The sequence below is a fragment of the Massilia litorea genome (assembly GCF_015101885.1).
Classification (GTDB): domain Bacteria; phylum Pseudomonadota; class Gammaproteobacteria; order Burkholderiales; family Burkholderiaceae_D; genus Telluria; species Telluria litorea.
The window spans coordinates 900,249-918,881 of record NZ_CP062941.1; the positions used below are offsets into that span (position 1 = coordinate 900,249).

Genomic DNA, 18,633 nt, shown 5'->3' on the forward strand with positions numbered 1-18,633 from the left:
GCGCTCGCCGACAGCGGTGCCCGTAGGATGGGCTTGCCCATGCGGATTGAACACACCGAGAGCGCCGCAGGCAACAGCCCCACCTCCGCACGCCATTCGAACGGACACGCCCGTGTCCGCGTACGTACGGACGCCCCTGTACGGACACGCCGGACACCCGTCCGCGCGCCCGGTCACCAATGGAATCAATGACTTAAGGCCTGGCACGGATCGTGCGATAACGACAGCATTCACGTCGTTATCGAAACCATCATGATCCGCGATACATCCCATCAAGACACCGTCGTCACCGCCCCGCCGGGCCAGAAAACGAAACGTCGCGCCCTGCTGATCGGCGGCGCCCTCGCATTGATCGCCGTGTCCGCCCTGCTGCTGAAAAGCTGGCGCGACAGCGAGCATTCGGTCAGCGCCAGCCGCCTGCGCATCGCCGAAGTCAGCCGCGGCACCCTGGTGCGCGACGCTTCCGTCAACGGCCGTGTCGTTGCCGCCGTCAGCCCGACCCTGTTCTCGACCGCGCCGGCCACCGTCAATTTGAAAGTCGCGGCCGGCGACACCGTCAAACGGGGCGACGTCCTCGCCGTGCTCGAATCGCCCGACCTGTCCGACGCCCTGAAACGCGAACAATCCACTTACGAACAATTGAAAGCCGAGGTCGCGCGCCAGCAGATCCTGTCGCGCAAGCAGAAGCTCCTCGCCCAGCGCGAAGCCGACGTCGCCGAGATCGAGCGCCTGTCGGCCCAGCGCACACTCGAGCGCTACGAGAGCGTGGCGCAGGTCGGCGTCATCGCCAAGATCGACTACCAGAAAGCCAAGGACGCCCTGAACTCGGCCGGCATCCGCGCCAGACACGCCACGCAAGCGGCCACGCTGGAAGGCGACGACGTGGCGCTCGCCATCCGCACCAAGACCAACGAGATGGAGCGCGCCCGCCTGTCGATGGCGAACGCCCAGCGCCGCGTCGACGAACTGACGGTGCGCGCCCCGGTCGACGGTTTTATCGGCACCCTGAACGTGCAGAACCGGATGGTCGTCGCGGCCAACGCGCCCCTGATGACCCTGGTCGACCTGTCGCGCCTGGAAGTCGAACTCGAGGTACCGGAAACCTATGTGTCCGACATGGGCCTGGGCATGACGGCCGAAATCACCCTGCCTTCCGGTACCGCCAGCGGCAAGCTGGTCGCCCTGTCGCCGGAAGTCGTGAAAAACCAGGTGCTGGCCCGGGTCCGTTTCGACGGCGAGCAACCAAAAGGCCTGCGCCAGAGCCAGCGCGTCACGGCGCGCCTCCTGATCGAAGAAAAGCCGAACGTCCTGATGCTGCCGCGCGGCCCCTTCGTCGAAAGCGAAGGCGGACGCTTCGCCTACGTGGTCCAGGATGGCATCGCGACCCGTACCCCGATCCAGCTGGGCGCCACCAGCATCTCCGCCGTCGAAATCGTCAAAGGCCTGAAATCGGGCGACAAGGTCGTCGTCGCCGGTACCGACACCTTCGAGAACGCGAACCGCATCTCGATCAACCGTTAATAAGTAAAACCTCTCCTGAAAGGACATCCCATGCTGCGCATGACCAACCTCTCCAAGGTGTACCGCACCCACATGATCGAAACCCACGCGCTGCGCGGCTTCGAGATCCAGGTCAACCAGGGCGAATTCGTGACCGTCACCGGTCCTTCGGGCTCGGGCAAAACCAGTTTTCTCAACATCGCCGGCCTGCTGGAGGAATTCACCAGCGGAGAATATGTGCTCGACGGCGTCAACGTGAAGGGCATGGACGACGACGCCCGTTCGCGCCTGCGCAACGAGAAGCTGGGCTTCATCTTCCAGGGTTTCAATCTGATCCCCGATTTGAGCCTGTTCGACAACGTCGACGTCCCGCTGCGCTACCGCGGCTTCAATGCGGCCGAGCGCAAGGAACGGATCGAGGACGCGCTGGCCAAGGTCGGCCTGGCCTCGCGCATGAAGCACTTCCCGGCCGAGCTGTCGGGCGGCCAGCAGCAACGCGTGGCGATCGCGCGCGCACTGGCCGGCTCGCCGAAGCTGCTGCTGGCCGACGAGCCGACCGGTAACCTGGACACGCAAATGGCGCGCGGCGTCATGGAACTGCTGGAAGAGATCAACGCGGCCGGCACCACGATCCTGATGGTCACCCACGATCCGGAACTGGCCGTGCGCACCACGCGCAACGTGCACATCATCGACGGCCAGGTGTCGGACCTGGTGCGCAAGGGGCCGACCCTGGCCGCCAGCGTGGCGTCGGTTTGATCGGGGAGCGACCATGTTCAGCTATTACTTCAAGCTCGGCCTGCGCAGCCTGCGCCGCAATCCCGCGCTGACCGCGCTGATGGTGCTCACGCTCGCCATCGGCGTGGCCGCCAGCGTCTCGACGCTGACCATCCTGCACATGATGTCGGGCGACCCGATCCCGCAGAAGAGCGAGCGCCTGTTCGTGCCGATCTTCGACGTGGCGCCGGTCGACAACTACAACCCTGGGGAAAAGCTGCGCGAGAACCAGGTGACCTACCAGGACGCGATGAACCTCCTGAAAAGCGGCCAGGGCGAGCGCCGCGTGGCCCTGTACGGCATCGCCTCGCCGATCGAGCCGCCGCGCAAGGACCTGCCGGCCTTCTCCGCCTCCGGCGTGGCGCCGACGCGCGAGTTCTTCGCCATGTTCGACGTGCCCTTCCTGCGCGGCCAGACCTGGAGCGTGCAGGATGACGAGCGCGGCGCCGACGTCGTCGTCCTCAGCCGCAAGATCGCCGAAAAGCTGTACGGCGAAGCCAACCCGGTCGGCCAGCGCATCAACATCATGGGCTTTCCGTTCACGGTCGTCGGCGTGACCGACAAGTGGGCGCCGAAACCGCGCTACTACAAGCTGGTCGGCGGCGAACAGTTCGGCGACGGCGAGGACTTCTTCATTCCCCTGGGGAGCGCGATCCGCCACGAGACCACGCACAACGGCGGCATGAACTGCTCGGAGCGCTCGGAACCGGGCTTCCAGGGCATCCTGCGTTCGAACTGCACCTGGATCCAGTTCTGGTTCGAGACCGCCTCCAGCGCCGACCGCGCGGGGCTCCAGACCTACATCGACAGCTACGCCGCCGAGCAGCGCAAACTCGGGCGCATGAAGCGCGCCGCGCCGAATAAGCTGTTCAACGTGAAGGAATGGATGGAAGAGCGCGAAGTGGTGGACAAGGACACGAAACTGTCGGCCTGGCTCGCCTTCGGCTTCCTGCTGCTGTGCCTCGTGAACACCATCGGCCTCTTGCTGGCGAAGTTCTCGGTGCGCGCCGCCGAAGTCGGCATCCGCCGCGCGCTGGGCGCCTCGCGCCGCGAGATCTTCCGCCAGTTCCTGATCGAGAGCGCGGTGGTCGGCCTCGCCGGCGGCGTGCTGGGCCTGGTGCTGGCCTTCGGCGCACTGGCCTTGATCGCCATGCAGAGCAGCGAAGTGGCCTCGATTGCCCACATGGACCTGACCATGCTCGCCTTTACCTTCGCGATGTCGGTGCTGGCCGCGATCCTGGCCGGCCTGCTGCCGACCTGGCGCGCCTGCCAGGTGACGCCAGCCATCCAGCTCAAATCGCAATAACCTCGATACGAACAGAGAGAACCATCATGGAAATCCGTCCTATCCTGTCCGCGCTGCTGCGCAACAAGACCGGCGCGATCCTGGTCGCGCTGCAGGTCGCGCTCAGCCTCGCCATCCTTGCCAACGCGCTGCACATCGTCAGCGAACGGCGCCAGGCATCAAGCCGCCCGAGCGGCGTGGCCGACGAACACGCCGTGTTCTCGATCAGCGTGCGCAACCTGTCCGCCGGCGGCCCCGAGCAGATGCTCGCCACGCAAAAACGCGAAGCCGAGGTGATTCGCGCCGTACCGGGCGTCGTCTCGGTTGCCAACGTCAACCAGATCCCGCTGTCGCAATCGGGCTGGAACAACAGCGTCGCCGTCGACCGCAAGCAGGTCGACGAAACGGCGCCGTCCTCGTTCTACTTTTCCCCGGATTCTCTGGTCAAGACCTGGGGCCTGAAACTGGTCGAAGGACGCGACTTCCTGCCGGACGAATACATCGACGTCGACGCCAATACCGAGGTCTATCCGCGCCACGTGATCATCACCAAGGCACTGGCCGAGAAGATGTGGCCGGGCGTGCCGGCGACCGGCAAGAACATGTACTTCGGTACCGGGGAAGACGCGATCGAAGTGCGCGTGGTCGGCGTGGTCGAACGCCTGCAGACCCAGAGCGGGCAGGTCACGCCGCGCGGCGAATACTCCAGCATCGCACCGATGCGCATCTACGGGAACTATCCGGGCGCGCTGTACACCGTGCGCGCCGAAGCGGGCCAGCGCGAGCGCGTGATCCGCGAAGTCGAGGCGGCACTGCGCAAGGCTTCGCCGACGCCGGTGATCCTGGAATCGACCACGCTCGACAAGTACCGCAAGGACCGCTACCGTGCCGACATGGCGCTGTCGTGGATGCTGGTCACCGTCAGCGTGCTGCTGCTGCTGATTACGGCCAGCGGCATCGTCGGCATGGCCAGCCTGTGGGTCACGCAGCGCCGTAAACAGATCGGCGTGCGCCGCGCGCTCGGTGCGCGAAAGGCCGATATCCTGCGTTACTTCATCACCGAGAACTTCATGATTACCAGCGCCGGCGTGGTGGGCGGAATCCTGCTCGGGGTGGCGCTGAACCAGCTGCTGGTCAGCAAACTCCAGATGGCGCGCCTGCCGCTCGCCTACCTGGTGACGGGCGGCGTGGTGTTCTGGCTGCTGGGCGTGATCGCGGTGTACGGGCCGGCCTGGCGCGCGGCGAGCATTTCGCCGGCGCTGGCCACCCGCAGCGCTTGAAGCTGCTTGATTTGCAATGCAGCAATGTTATCCTGACGGCCATGCCTACCGTACTCATCATTGACGACAACGCCGCCGTCGGGATCGCCCTCGACGTGCTGTTCTCCCTGCACGACATCGCGGCCCTGCATGCGGCGTCCCCGGAAGAAGGGCTCGCGCTCCTGCAGCGCGAGCCGGTCGACCTGGTGATCCAGGACATGAATTTTACGGCCGACACCACCTCGGGCGAGGAAGGGGTGGCCTTGTTCCGGCAGATCCGTTCCCGGTATCCGGATTTGCCGGTGATCCTGCTGACGGCCTGGACCCACCTCGACGCGGCGGTCGACCTGGTGAAAGCGGGCGCCGCCGACTATTTACCGAAACCCTGGAACGACGAGCGCCTGCTGGCGACGGTAACGAACCTGGTCGAACTCGGCCAGGCCAATCGCGCGCTGGCCCAACGCGTGGGCCGCGAGCGGCGCGAACGGCGCGAGCTGGAACAGCAATACGATTTACGTAACCTGGTCTGGGCCGACCCGGCCACCGAACGCGTGCTGCAACTGGCCTGCCAGGTCGCGCGCGCCGACGTGCCGGTCCTGATCACGGGACCGAACGGCACGGGTAAAGAACGCATCGCCGAGATCATTCAGGCGAATTCGCAAGTGAGCAGGGGCCCCTTCGTGGTGCTGAACTGCGGCGCCCTGCCCTCGGAGCTGATCGAGGCCGAGCTGTTCGGGGCCGAGGCCGGCGCCTACACCGGCGCCTCGCGTGCGCGAGAGGGCAAATTCGAGGCGGCCGACGGCGGCACCCTGTTCCTCGACGAGATCGGGAACCTGCCGCCGGCCGGCCAGATGAAGCTGTTGCGCGTGTTAGAGACCGGCCGCTTCGAGCGACTGGGGTCGAACCGCGAGCGCCAGGTCAAAGTGCGGGTGATCAGTGCCACGAATGCGGATTTATCCGCGATGATCCGCGCCGGCACCTTCCGCGAAGACCTGTTTTACCGGTTGAACGTGATCGAACTGCGGCTGCCGCCGCTGGCGGCCCGCCCGGGCGATATCCTGCCGCTGGCGCTGGGTTTCCTCGCCCCCGGCAAGCAGCTCGATCGGAGCGCGGAGAGCGCCCTGCTCGCCCACGCCTGGCCCGGCAATGTGCGCGAACTCAAAAACGTGATGGCGCGCGCCAACCTGCTGGCCCAGGGCGCAGTCATCCGCGCGCCCGACCTCGGCCTGCCGGCGGCGGTTTCCGCACCGGCGCCGGCGCTCGAGGCCGAGCCGGACCGCGAGACCATCGTTGCGGCCCTGGCGCGCGCCGGCGGCGTCGTCTCGCAGGCGGCCGCCGAACTCGGCCTGTCGCGCCAGGCGCTGTACCGGCGCATGGAGCGTTTGGGTATCGGTCGCGCGTAACAAACGACCGCGATGCGCCTCTCTCTCGTCACCCGTTTTTCCGCGCTGGTCGGCACCCTGCTCACGGTCGGCATCATCATCGCCCTCGCGCTCGACCACCTGCTCCCCGGGCGACCGCTGCTGACGGCGGTCCTGTGCCTGGCCTGCGTCGTCCCGATCGCCATCATCACCATCCGCTCGCAGGTGCAGCCGATCCTCTCTCTGTTCCGGGCCCTGGAGGGCACGGTGACGAGCTACCGCGACGGCGATTTTTCGTTCAGCCTGCACTGGCCGCAGAACGACGAACTGGCCGACCTGATCCGCGCCCACAATGAACTGGGCAACGTGCTGCGCGAACAGCGGCGCGACCTGGTGCAGCGCGAACTGCTGCTCGATACCATGGTCCAGAACACCCCGGTGGCGATGCTGCTGGTGGCCGCCGTGCCCAACCAGGCCGGCGCCGGCGCCGTCGTCTACGCCAACCTGGCTGCACGCCAACTGCTGGCCGACGGCAGGAAACTCGAGGGCCATGCGCTCGACGATTTACTGGCGCAGGCCTCGCCGGCCCTCGGCGAAGCCCTGGCGCGCGGCGGCGACGGCCTGTTCACCGCCGGCGAAGGAGAAGAAGAACAGGTCTACCACCTGGCGCGCAGCAGTTTCAGCCTGAACGGGCGCAGGCACGAGCTGCTGCTGCTGCGCCACCTGACGGCAGAACTGCGGCGCCAGGAAGTGCAGACCTGGAAGAAGGTGATCCGCGTGATCAGCCACGAATTGAACAATTCGCTCGCGCCGCTGGCTTCGCTCGCCCACTCGGGCGCGGAACTGGTGCGGCGCGGCCAGACCGAGCGGCTGCCGCAAATCCTGGAGACCATCGGCGAGCGCACGCGCCACCTCGAGAGTTTCATTCTGGGCTACGCGCGCTTCGCGAAGCTGCCGACGCCGCGCCTGGAGCGCTGCAACTGGCAAGCCTTCATTGCCCGCCTCGCCTCGCAGATTCCTTTCCGCCTGGAGGGCGAGCTGCCGCCGGAACCAGCCCTGCTCGACCAGGCGCAACTCGAACAGGCTTTACTCAACCTCCTCAAAAATGCGCACGAATCGGGTTCCGCGCCCGAACATGTCGCCTTGCAGGTACGGCGCGTGCAGGACGTATTACGCGTCGAGGTGGTCGACCGCGGCAGCGGCATGAACGAAGCGGTGCTGACGAATGCCCTGGTGCCCTTCTATTCGACCAAGCGCAGCGGCACCGGCCTGGGACTGGCGCTCGCGCGCGAGATCGCCGAAGCCCACGGCGGACGCATCCTGCTGTCGAACCGCGAAGGCGGCGGCCTGGCCGTCACCATGATCCTGCCGGCACTGACCCCACACTGAAAGGGAACGCATGCTCACCATCATCGGCAAACCGACTTCGATCAACGTGCGCAAGGTGCTGTGGACCTGCGTCGAACTGGGCCTGCCTTTTACGCGCGAGGACTGGCGCGAGGAACACGCGGCGCTCAATCCCAACCGCATGGTGCCGGTGCTGGTCGATGGCGATTTCACGCTGTGGGAGTCGAACGCGATCTGCCGCTACCTGTGTGCGCGCGCGGGGAGCGATGCGCTGCTGCCGCGCGACGCGCGGGCGCGCGCCCGGGTCGAGCAATGGATGGACTGGCAGGCGACGGAGCTGAACAATGCCTGGCGCTACCCCTTCATGGCGCTGGTGCGCGCCAGCCCGGCACACACGGATCCCGCGCAGATCGAAGCGGGCAGCGCCGGCTGGAACCGCCACGTCGGCATCCTCGAGGCGCAGCTGGCCGCCACCGGCGCGTATGTCGCGGGCGAGCGCTTCACGCTGGCAGATGTCGTGATCGGCCTGTCTCTCAACCGCTGGTCGATGACGCCGATGGCGCGCCCCGATTATCCGCATGTGGCCGCCTACCTGGCGCGTCTCGTGGAAAGGCCGGGCTACCGTGCATGGTGCGCGAACGGCGTGCCGTAGCAAGGGCCTCTGGTAAGATCGCCCCTGACCATGTCCGACCATTCTTCCTCCGATCCCCGCTTCAGCCAGCCCGGCCATCCGCCGGCCACGACCACCGAATTCGAGGGCGTGCGCTCGCTGCACCTGGGCACCTCATGGGAGCAGGGCGCGATGCGCCTGTCTCGCCCGGATGCGATCGAACTCGAATACGTGCAGATGATGATGGCCTGGCTGCTGTTCCAGTCGGCGCCGAAGCACATCGTGCAGCTGGGCCTGGGCAGCGCGGCGCTGACCAAATTCTGCTACCGCCGCTTTCCCGACGCGCGCGTCACCGCGGTCGAACTCAATCCGAACGTGATCGCGATCTGCCGCGCCCTGTTCGAACTGCCGCCGGACGACGAGCGCTTGCAGGTGCGTGAAATGAACGCCTTGGAATTCGTGCTGGACAAGAAAAACCACGGCACGGTCGACGCCTTGCAGGTCGATCTATACGACGAGGAAGCACGCGGCCCGGTGCTCGATACCCCCGAGTTTTACCAGGGCTGCTTCGACTGCCTGACGCCAGGCGGCATCATGACCGCCAACGTGTTCGGGGAGTTCGGCAACTACGACAAGAACCTGGAAGCGATGACGGAGGTGTTCGACGCCGTCGTCTGGCTGCCCGAGGTGCACGACGCGAACATCGTCGTCATCGCCTTCAAAAGCGCGCCGCAGATCGATTTCTCGGTGCTCTATGAGCGCGCGGGCGACATCAAGCGGCGCCTGAACCTGCCCGCGAAGAACTGGGTCGAAGGGCTGAAGGAGTGGATGCGCGACCAGCATGGAGGCTGAGGAAAGCGCATTCAAATCCGCGCCAGGCTGGTCAACACCAGGGGCACCACCAGCACCATCGCGACCAGTATGCGCATCGTTCGGGAGGAGCCGACGCCTGGTCCGGCATTGCCTTTTTCGACAGCGGCCGACCATATGGCGCTGCTGCCGCTGACGATGAGGGCAAAGACGTAAGCGAAAACGACTTTGCCGATCGCCAGGAAGGCAAGGCCGATCTGGCTCTGCTTCTGGTAGTCGATGCCGGCCAGCGTGGAGAACATCCAGCAGCTGCCGATCAGCAGCGGCACGAGCCCCAATCCCATGAGAACGTTGGCGACCCGCAGTTTGTTTTGTGGTTTCATGGCGGCGTAGTTTATAGCGTGTTTTGCCTTGAAAATGCGCACATTGTCACCCGGCGAACAGGCATGCCAGCTAGTGGCACCCCTGCGGCAGCGCCTGCGGCAGGATGCCCTCCGCCGAGCAGGCCCAGGCGATGCGCTTGTGCTCGTCCATCGAGGGTTCGAACACCAGCACGCCGGCGCCTTGCGCGCCCTGGACACCCGCCGTGACGCGCAGCACGGCCGTTTCCGGATCGATGGTCAGCGCGCCCCCGCCGACAGCGACGCCGGCCTGCGCCAGCGTCGGAACCTTGCCGTGTTCGTTCAGGTAACGCTCCACCCTGGTGCTCGCGGCGAGGCCGGCCGCATAGGCGCCGGCAACCGCCGCCTTTTGCTGGTAGCCCTGGTAGGCAGGAATCGCCACCGCCGCCAGCATGCCGGCGATCGCCAGCGTGACCACCGCGCCGCCGGCGCCGCCCGCCACGCCCAGGCGCGGCACGAACAGCGCCAGCAAGGTGGCCAATACGTGCCGGCGCGGCTGTTCGGCTTCGCGCCCGGCGGCCAGCGCGCGCACGGCGGCCATGCGTTTGACTAACCACGGATAGTCGCCGACCAGTTCATGGAAGGACATCCAGAAGCCTTCGGTTTCGCGCGCCTGCTCGATGTAGGCGCTCTTGTTCATGGTGCGCCAGCGGCGTCCGCCGGCCGCCAGCGCGGCGAGGCCGAATTCGGCATTCAGGGGCTGCTCGCAGGCGGCCAGGCCGTGGCGGTCGCAGGTGTACTCGCGCGCCCGCGAATAGGCCGCGCCCACCAGCGGCAGCAGCGAGGCCGGCAGCAGCACCGTGGCCCAGTTCAGGTGCTTGCGCTTGATGTGGCCGATCTCGTGGCCGATATAAAAATTCAGTGCATCCGGGTTGTCGTGCAGCCCATCGACCACGTCCGAATACAGCACCAGGAAGTCGCGGCCGAGAAAACGGGTGGCGAAGGCGTTCAGCGAGCCGCCCATCTGCAGCAGGTAGGCGTCGGGCTCGCGCTCCAGACCGAGCTTGGCGCAGCAGGCCGCGATCTGGCGCTCGAGGTCGGGGAACTGTTCGTGCGTGATGCGCACGCCGGTGCCCTTGATCCAGGAAATCAGGGCCGACTGCGCGAAACAGTAAAACAGGAAGAAGGCCAGGCCATAAGCGAGGGCGATCCAGCCGGCGCCTGTCACCAGGACAGCCCAGACCAGCAAGGAGAGCACGAGCATCAGCGCGAACAGCGTCTTTTCATTCTTGTAAACCAAGTCCATGTCGCCCCGTCCAATAGATTGTTTGTTATTTCAAAATAACAACTATAACTTATTGTTGGCGGGAAACATACCATCATCCTGACTAGGTGTTGCCGAGTAGATACGTGTGATTGGCGTGTTCCCGGGCGCCTTGACCTGACACAAGTCTTCAGAAGTTACGGCGGGCAAGATTCGATGAGACTTCGCGCAGCGCCAGCACGGGCATGGTGCTGCGTCCGGTCTCCCACTTTCGAGTGCAGGCGCGGCCGGGTTTGCGCTTCCGGAGCGGTCAACGCGATCCGTAGCGGCGTTCAGGCGCGATGTCCGCTGGGGCCAGCGCGATGCGGTCGCGGCCGGCCTCCTTCGCCTGGTAGAGCGCCTTGTCGGCGCGGCTGATGGTGTCGGCAAACGGTTCGTCGGCACGCCGTTTGGCCAGCCCGGCGGAGAAGGTGATCTGCCGGCCGTCGAGCCCCGGCACCGTCATCGCACGCACCTGCTCGGCCATCCGCTGCAGCACCGCGCGCGCATCGTCCGGCGCGGCGTCCGGCAGCAGCAACAGGAATTCCTCGCCGCCCCAGCGCGCCAGCACGTCGTTGGCGCGCAGCGCTGCCCGTGCGGTGGCCGAGAACACGCGCAGGACGGCATCGCCGGTCGCGTGGCCGTAGCGGTCGTTCACTTGTTTGAAGAAGTCGATGTCGAGCAGGGCGATGCAGGTGTCGGCGCCCGGCGCATGGCGCCGCTCTTCGCGTTCGAGCACTTCGTTCATGTGGCGCCGGTTGATCAGGGAAGTCAGCTCATCGACGGTGGCCAGCACCTTGATGGTCTCGAGGGCGTCGGACAGTTCGCGCTTCTGGCGCTTGGTGCGCGAGCGGAGTTTGCTCATCTCGCCGCTCAGGAGCGCGGTCGACACCAGTGCGCCGGCCAGGTAGCCGAAGGTCAGCAGCTCGGTGATCGGCGGAAAGCGCAGCGGGTCGTGCGCCTGCAGCCACCACATGGCCGTCCCCATGCCGGCGATGGCAGTGGCCGACAGCATCAGGGTCTGGCGCGGGCGCAGGGCAAACATGCAGAACACGATGATCACTACCGTCATGGTCAGCATGGCCGCACGTAGCGGCCCGGAAATGGCATAGGCCCAGATGGCGCACACCAGCGAAAACGCAGCCTGCGCCACCGCCAGCTGGTCGGGTGCGAGCTTGAACACGCCGTTTGCGCGGATCAGCCCATAAAAAGACAGGGCGCCGCAGGCGCCGAATGCCATCAGGCCGCGCGCCGCGTCGGGATCGCTCAAGCCATGCGCGACTTGCAACGACAGCAGAACGATGCAGATGACATACAGCACCCAGGTCGCGGCCCAGTACTGGAGCATGCGGCGCATGCCGGGATCGATACCGCACAGGAGGGCCGCCAGCCGGCGCAGCGCGTTCACGGCAACCTCCCCCGCGCGGCCGCTGCGGCCTGGCTCCCGGCAAGGCAAAGCGGCCAATCCTGAAAGGTCTGTGATGTCATCGTGGTTCGTGAGCGGCCGACTGGCCTTGCCGAGCTGTGGACGGATGCATGCGTGCGAGCGTTCAGACTTTACTGAACACAGTTGGGAAAGTCGAGATGTTTACTTGAGGTAACGAATCGCCGTGGATAGAGTCGTTGCCATATGACAACGATCGCGTTCGCCTTTGTCAGTCCGGTGACGCGCGCCGTTCGCGCCACCACAGCGCCAGCATGGCGAGCGCGAACAGCACGGCGAACGGCCATTGGAGCAGCGGCCGCCGCGTCGCTGCGGCGGGGACCGGGGTGCGCGCCGCATAGCGCGCGGTCGCATCGCGCCGCTCGGCAGCTTGCCACTGCGGCCAATCCTGCGGCGCGAACACGTAGATCTGGCCGGCGGCCGGCTTCGTTCCGTCGGTCTCCATCCTCAGCCAGCCGGGCGCACGCGGCCAGACCGCCACGCAGGACGCATCGACGCGCTCAAGCCGGCGCTGCCAGTCGAGGATCTGGTTCAAATCCGGGAAACGGACCTTGCCGCGCACGCCGAGTGCGCACATCTCCAGGCGCTGGCCGGGCAGCGGCATCTCGCGCGGCACCAGCCAGTTCACCTCTTCCGCACGCTCGACGCGCAGCGTGTCGAGCACCCCTTGCCACCACAGGGCGAGCGCACGCGGCTCGGTGATGGCCAGGCGGTGCCAGTCGGCGGCGCCCAGCCAGCCGATACGTCCTTTGCCCCACTGGCGGGCCCAGACCGCGTTGCCGTCGCCGGTCCAGGCGCCGGCCACGCGCGTGGCCGGCGCCAGCGGCGCCAGCGGCAGCGGCAGCGCGCCGCCGCTCAGCTTGCCGTCCGCCTGGGCCCGCAGCGGCAGCTGCAGGCTGCGCGACCAGACGCCGGCGTCGTTCGCATTCGCGCCCAGCACCAGCAGCGCCGCGCCTTCGGCCGCCTGCTCCAGCAGCGCCGCGCGCGCGCCTGGGGCTGCCCGCTCGAACCAGGCGGCGTCGATCACCAGCAGATCGGGCGAATCGACCGTTTCGCGCGCGCGCTCGCTGCGGGTGACGGTTTTGCCGAGCGCGACCTGCCAGTCGACCAGGGCGCGGCTTTGCACCAGCAGATCGTTCAGCACGCGCAGGTCGAACGAGGGTGCGCTGAAGCGGCCGCGCACGGACAGCGGACGGGTGTCGTCGACCACCACCGGCACCGGTCCCTCGGCCAGCACTGCGTCCTTCTCGCCCAGCAGGCGCGCTTTCAGCACCAGCGTCTCGGCCAGCGGCGGCAGCCAGGAGACGGTCAGGTCGCCGGCACCGCGCGTCTCCGCCAGTAGCTGCCCGTTTTCGGCCAGCAGCTGCAGGCGCGCCGGCGCCTCGCCGCCGCGCCTCACCGTCAGCGCAAACAGGCGGCCCAGCGCCAGCCGGCGCGGGAAGTCCAGATGCAGCACCTCCTTCTCCGGGACGGTCCATGCCAGCGGGCGCGCGGGCAAATCCGCCCACTGCGCCGCGCGCAGGCCATCGCCTTCGATGCGCAGGCTGCGCACGCCAATGAGCGATGCCGGCGGATCGCGCGGGTCGATCGCCAGCGTGGTGCCGGACTCGCCCGGCATGTCCAGGTTGGAGGCGAGCAGCGCCAGCGCCGCGGCGGCGACCAAAGCCAGCAGCGCGTCGAGGAAGCGCCGCCGCCACAGGTACAGGAGCACGCTGGCCGCGCCGATGAGGACGATCGCCAGGATCATTTGTTGCTTCCTTCACGCCAGGCGCGCGTAAACGGTGTGTGCGTGACCGGTTGCGCCTGGAGCAGCACCGGCGCCTGTTCGATGCCGGCACGCAGCCAGGCCCGCAGCGCGGGACGGCAGTGCAGGCAGCCGTCGAGCACGTCCTGGATCGCGCGCTGGGCCGCCAGGCGCTGTTCGTCGTCCTTCAGGCGCGCGCGTACCCAGTCGTGCGCGGTGCGTGTCCACAGGGCCGGCAGCGCACCCTCGTTGGAGAGTGCCGCCACCAGTTCGCGCAGTTCAGCTGGAATCGCCTCGTTCGAGCCGCCCTGCTCGCGCGCATAGCTGGCGGCGCCGAGGACGTCGCCCGTCATGCGGATGGCTTCCTTGATCGGCGGCGGCACGAAGGCGGTCTTGTGGAGGTAGATGCGGTCGGCCTGCTGCAGCTCCTTGATGGCGGCAAGCGCCTTGTGTTCGGGAGCGAGCGCCGTCTTGGGTTGAATGGCGCGCAGCGACTTTTCGGCGTCCCACATGGCCGCCAGCGCACGCCGCAGGACCTTTTTCGTGCCCTCGTCGTACAGCGTCGCGTTTTCCACCTCGTCGTGGGCGTGGCCGAACTGGTGCAGCACGTCCATCTCGCCGCCCTTTTTTTCGCTCGCTTCGTGTTCTTCGTGTTCTTCGGCGCCGAACAGGCTCGACTCTTCGCCCAGGAACTGGCCGTAGCGGCGGCGCAGCTGGCCCTGGTCCGCCGCTATCGCCTCGCTGCGTTCACGCACCGTCTCCGCGCTCATGCGGGTCGACTTCATGTCGGCAATGAGCTGCTCGGTATCGATGATGATCTGGCGCTGGCTGCGCAGGCTTTGCGGTTTGACCAGCACCGGCATGGCCGAGGTCTCTTCCTCGTCCTCGGGTTCCGGCGCGGGCAGGCGCAGTGTGTATGTAGGCGACTGCACCGTGTGCGGACGCGCCGCGTTGTCGGCCGCGCGCACGAAAAAATAAAGTTCATCGCCGGGCTCCATGCCCAGTTCCGCCAGCGTCCAGGTTTTAGCCCAGTTGCGCAGGCGCGGATTGTTCGAGGCCGGCAGCGGCATCTCGCGGTCGGTGAATTTGATGTTTTCTCCGCTGCCGCGCGCCAGCGTCAGGTGCAGGGTGGCGCGCTGGACGCGATAGTCGTCCTGAACCGACAGGGCCATCGCGGCGGTCGACGCGCCAGTCTTCAGTTCCTGCACCATTTGCGCCGGCTGCGTGACCGTGATCGTCGGCGGCGCATCCGGCGTCACTTTTATCGTATAGCGCGCGCCGCGCCAGCGCCAGAACAGGGATTCGGTGGCGACCAGGGCCGCGCATCGTTCACCCACTTCCAGTTTGCGGCCGTCGCTCAGTTCGAGCGTCGTCGCGCCCGCCTCGGGATTTTTCAAGCACCAGGACACGGAACCGCCTTCGGGCAGGCCGATATCGCGCGGCGCGCCCGTCGTGCGTGCCGCGCCCGTGTAGGCGGGCGGCGTGGCCGTCACCGTCAGTTGCGCAATAGCCGGCGCGGCGGCCGCGGCCTGCGCCGCCGGCCTGGCCGTGTGCGCGCCGGCGGCGGGCTGCTGGCCGAAGAACCACGCCAGTGCCGCCAGCGCCAGCCAGGGCAGCAGCCAGATCAAACCGGTACCGACATGCGCGCGCACGGTGCGGCGCACGGCCGCTCCATCGAGCGCCGCATCCAGCCGCGCCAGCAGGCGCCGGCGCTGCATCCGCGCCAGCGGCGTGTCCGCCTCGACCAGCAAGGCGCTGCTGTCTTCCATGTCCGGGACTGCTGCGTCCAGCCAGCCGGTCCAGCCATAGGTCACCTGCCGGCGCAGGCGCGCGCCATCCCACATGCACCAGGCAACCCAGGCAAGCACGCCGGGCAGCAGGCGCAGGCTCAGCCAGGGCAAGGTGCCCAGCACCCACAGCGGCAGGCGCCGCAACAGGGCCGCACGCCACAGGCGGCGCAGGATGTCAGCGTCGCCGTGCATGGGCCAGGATCCTCTCGAGCGCAAACAGGGCGACCAGCGCCAGCATCAACACATCGCACAGGGCGCCGCTGGCGTAGGCGCGCGCCGGAACCTCCGTGCGCGCAAAGGCGAGCGCCGGCGCGGTGTAGGGAAGCGGTGCGTAGTGCAGTTCGCGCCAGGTTTCGAGCAGCGACCTGGCGGCGGCCGGATCGCCCGGCGGCCAGGCGTTCGAGACCCACACGCGGCCGCGCGCGCCATCGGCATACCGGATGCCCGCGGCCGCCTTCGATTGCGCCAGTTCGACAAAGGCGCCGGCGTCCGTAGCCCACCACAGCGGTACGTGCAGCGTGGCCGGCGGCGCATCTGGCCGGTCCCAGACGATCAGCTCCGTTTTCGGATTCGGCCCGTCGTCGACCACAACGCGCAGGGGTCCGTCCTGCGCGCCGAACAGGCGGCGCCATTCCCCGGCGCGGGTGCTGAAGATCGCCACGTGCGCCTCGACCTGCGGCGCCGGCTTCGCCAGGGTGCGCAGCTCGACAGAACGACCGAACTGCGGCAGCGTTGCCGGCATCGGGACATCGCCCAGCACCAGCAGGCGCGCATCAGGCTTGAACTCGCGCTCGTGGGCGCGGATCCAGGCCAGCGCCGCATTCGCCGGTAGCGGCAGGCGCGCCGCCTCCTCGTAGCCTGCGGCTTTCACTTCGCGTTCGGCCCAGCCGCCGTCCGTGCCGTCGGCCACGATGACCGTATTGCCGCGCCACGGGAAGACCGGATCGGCCAGCCAGGCGATCGCGCAGGCCAGCAGCAGGCAGCGCACGATCAATAAAACAATGTCCGACCAGCGCCAGACCCGCATCTGCTTCGGTTGGGTAGATGGCAGGAAGCGCGCGCTGGCGAGCAGTTCGGCCTTTACCTGCACGCGCTTCTTGCGGTGCCACCAGACCGGCAAAAGCAGCGTCGGCAGCGCCAGCCACCACAGGCTGTTCATCGGCGGCCTCCCTGGCGCAGCATCTGGCGCAGCACCTCACCGGGTGCCTGTTCGATGCGCGCCGCTACCTGCAGCACGTCGTGCGCACGCAAGCCGGCAGTCACCTCCGAAAAATGCTGCTCGCGCTTGCGCAGATAGCCCGCGCGCAGGTCTGCGCCGAAACGGAACACGCCTGCCTCGCGCTCGGGATCGCGGTAGGCGGGACCGCTGCTGAAGCCGCCCGTGCACTCGGCCTCGGTCTGCAGGCAGACGGCTCGCACGTCATGGCGCATGTGGCGCAGGCGCACCAGCGCTTCCGACAGGCTTGATGGCCAGTCGAGGAAATCGGTGGCGGCAAAGATGAGGGACGGCGCACCGGCGAAACGCAAGCCGCTGCGCAGCACGTCCGCATCGGGCAGCATGCCCGCGGCCTGCACCTGTGTCAGTTTGGCCAGCACCCTCTGTAACTGGCGCGGTCCGCGCGCGGCCGGCACCAACTGCGCGCGTCCGTTCGAGAGCACGGCCAGGCCGAAGGCGTCGCCCTGGCGCTGCGCGATCGCGGCAATGCAGGCCAGCAGCGTACGCGCATAGCCCAGCTTGTCGAGTCCCTCGATACTGCGGCTCGGTTCCAGCATCGAGGCGCTGGCGTCCAGCAGCAGCCAGACGGCGACGTGGCTGTCGCGTTCGGCCTCGCGCACGTAATACCGGTCGGCGCGCGCCAGCAGCTTCCAGTCGACGCGGCGCCACTCGTCGCCAGGCGCATAGGCCCGGTACTCGGAGAACTCGACGCCGGCTCCGCGCTCGCGGCCGGCGTGCACGCCCTGCCCCAGTCCCGCCAGCACGTGGCGGATGACGAGTTCGAGGTCGGTCGTGTGCGCAATGAGCGCGGAGCTAGCAAGAACCAATTAATCGACCCGGATCTCGGCGCGGATCGCCTGCAGGATGTCGGCCATCGCGACGTTATCGGCTTCGGCCTCGAAATTGCGCAATACGCGGTGCGCCAGCACCGGCAGCAGCATCGCCGCGATATCGTCGCGCGTGACCGCCAGGCGCCCTGCCATCAGCGCGCGCGCCTTGGCCGCCAGCACCAGCGCCTGGCCGGCGCGCGGACCCGCGCCCCAGCCGACGTGTTTTTTCACAGCCGCGACCGTGGTCTCTTGCGGCCGCGTCGCGCGTACCAGGCGCGTCGCGTAGCGCAGCAGGTGTTCGCCGATGGCGATATCGCGCACCAGCTGCTGCAGGCGCAGCAGCGTTTTCAAATCCATCGCCGGTTCGGCATCCTGCAGGCCCGATTGCGTGGTCCTCGACACCATCATGACTTCTTCGTCTTCGGTCGGGTAGACGACGTCGATGCGCAGCAGGAAACGGTCGAGCTGGGCCTCGGGCAGCGGATAGGTGCCGCTTTGCTCGATCGGGTTCTGCGTGGCCAGCACAAAAAAGGGTTTTGGCAGCACATGGGTGTGGCCGGCAAAGGTGACCGAGCGCTCCTGCATCGCTTCCAGCAACGCCGATTGCGTCTTCGGCGGCGCACGGTTGATCTCGTCGGCCAGCAGCACCTGCGTGAACACGGGGCCGGGCTGGAAACGGAAGGAGCGCTGGCGCGTGGCCTGGTCTTCTTCCAGGATTTCGGTGCCGATGATATCCGAGGGCATCAGGTCAGGCGTGAACTGCACGCGGCGGAACCGCATGTCGGTCGCCTGTGCCAGCGATTTTACGAGCAGCGTTTTACCGAGTCCCGGTACGCCTTCGACCAGGGCATGGCCGCCGGCCAGCAGGCAGGTGACCAGCAGGTCCACTACCTGTTCCTGGCCGATGATCACGCGCGCCATGCTGGTCTTCAGCGCCCCTACCTTCGCCACCAGGTCGGCCACTTCCGACTCGCTCCACGCCACTGCTGCTTGCTCTGCCACTTGATGTTCTGCCA

At 67.4% G+C, this 18,633-nt stretch carries 16 protein-coding genes; 8 read left to right on the forward strand and 8 right to left on the reverse strand.

Annotated elements, in window-relative coordinates; translation table 11 throughout:
- Window positions 1-252 precede the first annotated feature (252 nt).
- The 8 genes from LPB04_RS04040 to LPB04_RS04075 are packed head-to-tail and all read left to right on the forward strand — an operon-like array spanning window position 253 to window position 8,991.
- Complete coding sequence (locus tag LPB04_RS04040; RefSeq protein ID WP_193687480.1) at window positions 253-1,521, forward strand: efflux RND transporter periplasmic adaptor subunit; 1,269 nt, start codon at window positions 253-255, stop codon at window positions 1,519-1,521.
- Window positions 1,522-1,551: 30 nt separating this feature from the next.
- Window positions 1,552-2,259 carry an ABC transporter ATP-binding protein gene (locus LPB04_RS04045; RefSeq protein WP_193687481.1) on the forward strand — a complete coding sequence of 236 codons (708 nt, stop codon included), beginning with the start codon at window positions 1,552-1,554 and terminating at the stop codon, window positions 2,257-2,259.
- Between the two features lie 13 nt (window positions 2,260-2,272).
- Window positions 2,273-3,583 (forward strand): ABC transporter permease, encoded by a 1,311-nt coding sequence (locus LPB04_RS04050; RefSeq protein WP_193687482.1) that lies wholly within the window; start codon window positions 2,273-2,275, stop codon window positions 3,581-3,583.
- A 26-nt stretch (window positions 3,584-3,609) separates the two neighbouring features.
- On the forward strand, window positions 3,610-4,842 hold the full coding sequence (locus tag LPB04_RS04055; RefSeq protein ID WP_193687483.1) for an ABC transporter permease: 1,233 nt from the start codon (window positions 3,610-3,612) through the stop codon (window positions 4,840-4,842).
- A 41-nt stretch (window positions 4,843-4,883) separates the two neighbouring features.
- Window positions 4,884-6,224, forward strand: a complete 1,341-nt coding sequence (locus LPB04_RS04060) for a sigma-54-dependent transcriptional regulator (RefSeq protein ID WP_193687484.1) — start codon at window positions 4,884-4,886, stop codon at window positions 6,222-6,224.
- Between the two features lie 12 nt (window positions 6,225-6,236).
- A complete protein-coding gene (locus tag LPB04_RS04065) occupies window positions 6,237-7,571 on the forward strand; it encodes a sensor histidine kinase (RefSeq protein WP_193687485.1) in 1,335 nt (444 codons plus the stop codon).
- 10 nt (window positions 7,572-7,581) lie between these two features.
- The gene (locus tag LPB04_RS04070) at window positions 7,582-8,181 is read left to right on the forward strand and encodes a glutathione S-transferase family protein (RefSeq protein ID WP_193687486.1); all 600 of its coding nucleotides are present in this window, start codon (window positions 7,582-7,584) and stop codon (window positions 8,179-8,181) included.
- Between the two features lie 30 nt (window positions 8,182-8,211).
- On the forward strand, window positions 8,212-8,991 hold the full coding sequence (locus LPB04_RS04075; RefSeq protein ID WP_193687487.1) for a spermine/spermidine synthase domain-containing protein: 780 nt from the start codon (window positions 8,212-8,214) through the stop codon (window positions 8,989-8,991).
- 11 nt (window positions 8,992-9,002) lie between these two features.
- On the opposite strand, the gene LPB04_RS04080 is transcribed toward LPB04_RS04075, so the two are convergent.
- From LPB04_RS04080 to LPB04_RS04115, 8 genes are all read right to left on the reverse strand, one after another.
- Window positions 9,003-9,374 carry a hypothetical protein gene (locus LPB04_RS04080; RefSeq protein ID WP_193687488.1) on the reverse strand — a complete coding sequence of 124 codons (372 nt, stop codon included), beginning with the start codon at window positions 9,372-9,374 and terminating at the stop codon, window positions 9,003-9,005.
- 28 nt (window positions 9,375-9,402) lie between these two features.
- Entirely contained in the window at window positions 9,403-10,596 is a 1,194-nt protein-coding gene (locus LPB04_RS04085; RefSeq protein WP_193687489.1) for a M48 family metalloprotease, read from the reverse strand.
- A 268-nt stretch (window positions 10,597-10,864) separates the two neighbouring features.
- Entirely contained in the window at window positions 10,865-12,001 is a 1,137-nt protein-coding gene (locus tag LPB04_RS04090) for a diguanylate cyclase (protein WP_193687490.1), read from the reverse strand.
- 247 nt (window positions 12,002-12,248) lie between these two features.
- The gene (locus tag LPB04_RS04095; protein ID WP_193687491.1) at window positions 12,249-13,784 is read right to left on the reverse strand and encodes a hypothetical protein; all 1,536 of its coding nucleotides are present in this window, start codon (window positions 13,782-13,784) and stop codon (window positions 12,249-12,251) included.
- Entirely contained in the window at window positions 13,781-15,763 is a 1,983-nt protein-coding gene (locus LPB04_RS04100; RefSeq protein WP_193687492.1) for a DUF4175 family protein, read from the reverse strand. Before LPB04_RS04100 ends, LPB04_RS04095 begins: the two co-directional genes overlap by 4 nt.
- Window positions 15,747-16,730 carry a BatA domain-containing protein gene (locus LPB04_RS04105; RefSeq protein ID WP_193687493.1) on the reverse strand — a complete coding sequence of 328 codons (984 nt, stop codon included), beginning with the start codon at window positions 16,728-16,730 and terminating at the stop codon, window positions 15,747-15,749. The genes LPB04_RS04100 and LPB04_RS04105 overlap by 17 nt, the downstream gene beginning before the upstream one ends.
- Entirely contained in the window at window positions 16,727-17,614 is an 888-nt protein-coding gene (locus LPB04_RS04110; protein ID WP_193687494.1) for a DUF58 domain-containing protein, read from the reverse strand. Before LPB04_RS04110 ends, LPB04_RS04105 begins: the two co-directional genes overlap by 4 nt.
- Window positions 17,615-18,619: an AAA family ATPase gene (locus LPB04_RS04115; RefSeq protein WP_193687495.1), complete on the reverse strand. Its 1,005-nt coding sequence runs from the start codon at window positions 18,617-18,619 to the stop codon at window positions 17,615-17,617.
- Between the last annotated feature and the right edge of the window lie 14 nt (window positions 18,620-18,633).

What these genes read in the sequence shown, in the direction of transcription:
- LPB04_RS04070 (WP_193687486.1), top strand. Translation starts at nt 7,582, where the DNA reads ATGCTCACCATCATCGGCAAACCGACTTCGATCAACGTGCGCAAGGTG.
- LPB04_RS04050 (WP_193687482.1), top strand. Translation starts at nt 2,273, where the DNA reads ATGTTCAGCTATTACTTCAAGCTCGGCCTGCGCAGCCTGCGCCGCAAT.
- LPB04_RS04095 (WP_193687491.1), bottom strand. Translation starts at nt 13,784, where the DNA reads ATGATCCTGGCGATCGTCCTCATCGGCGCGGCCAGCGTGCTCCTGTAC.
- LPB04_RS04065 (WP_193687485.1), top strand. Translation starts at nt 6,237, where the DNA reads ATGCGCCTCTCTCTCGTCACCCGTTTTTCCGCGCTGGTCGGCACCCTG.
- LPB04_RS04085 (WP_193687489.1), bottom strand. Translation starts at nt 10,596, where the DNA reads ATGGACTTGGTTTACAAGAATGAAAAGACGCTGTTCGCGCTGATGCTC.
- LPB04_RS04100 (WP_193687492.1), bottom strand. Translation starts at nt 15,763, where the DNA reads ATGCACGGCGACGCTGACATCCTGCGCCGCCTGTGGCGTGCGGCCCTG.
- LPB04_RS04075 (WP_193687487.1), top strand. Translation starts at nt 8,212, where the DNA reads ATGTCCGACCATTCTTCCTCCGATCCCCGCTTCAGCCAGCCCGGCCAT.
- LPB04_RS04060 (WP_193687484.1), top strand. Translation starts at nt 4,884, where the DNA reads ATGCCTACCGTACTCATCATTGACGACAACGCCGCCGTCGGGATCGCC.
- LPB04_RS04040 (WP_193687480.1), top strand. Translation starts at nt 253, where the DNA reads ATGATCCGCGATACATCCCATCAAGACACCGTCGTCACCGCCCCGCCG.
- LPB04_RS04105 (WP_193687493.1), bottom strand. Translation starts at nt 16,730, where the DNA reads ATGAACAGCCTGTGGTGGCTGGCGCTGCCGACGCTGCTTTTGCCGGTC.
- LPB04_RS04045 (WP_193687481.1), top strand. Translation starts at nt 1,552, where the DNA reads ATGCTGCGCATGACCAACCTCTCCAAGGTGTACCGCACCCACATGATC.
- LPB04_RS04055 (WP_193687483.1), top strand. Translation starts at nt 3,610, where the DNA reads ATGGAAATCCGTCCTATCCTGTCCGCGCTGCTGCGCAACAAGACCGGC.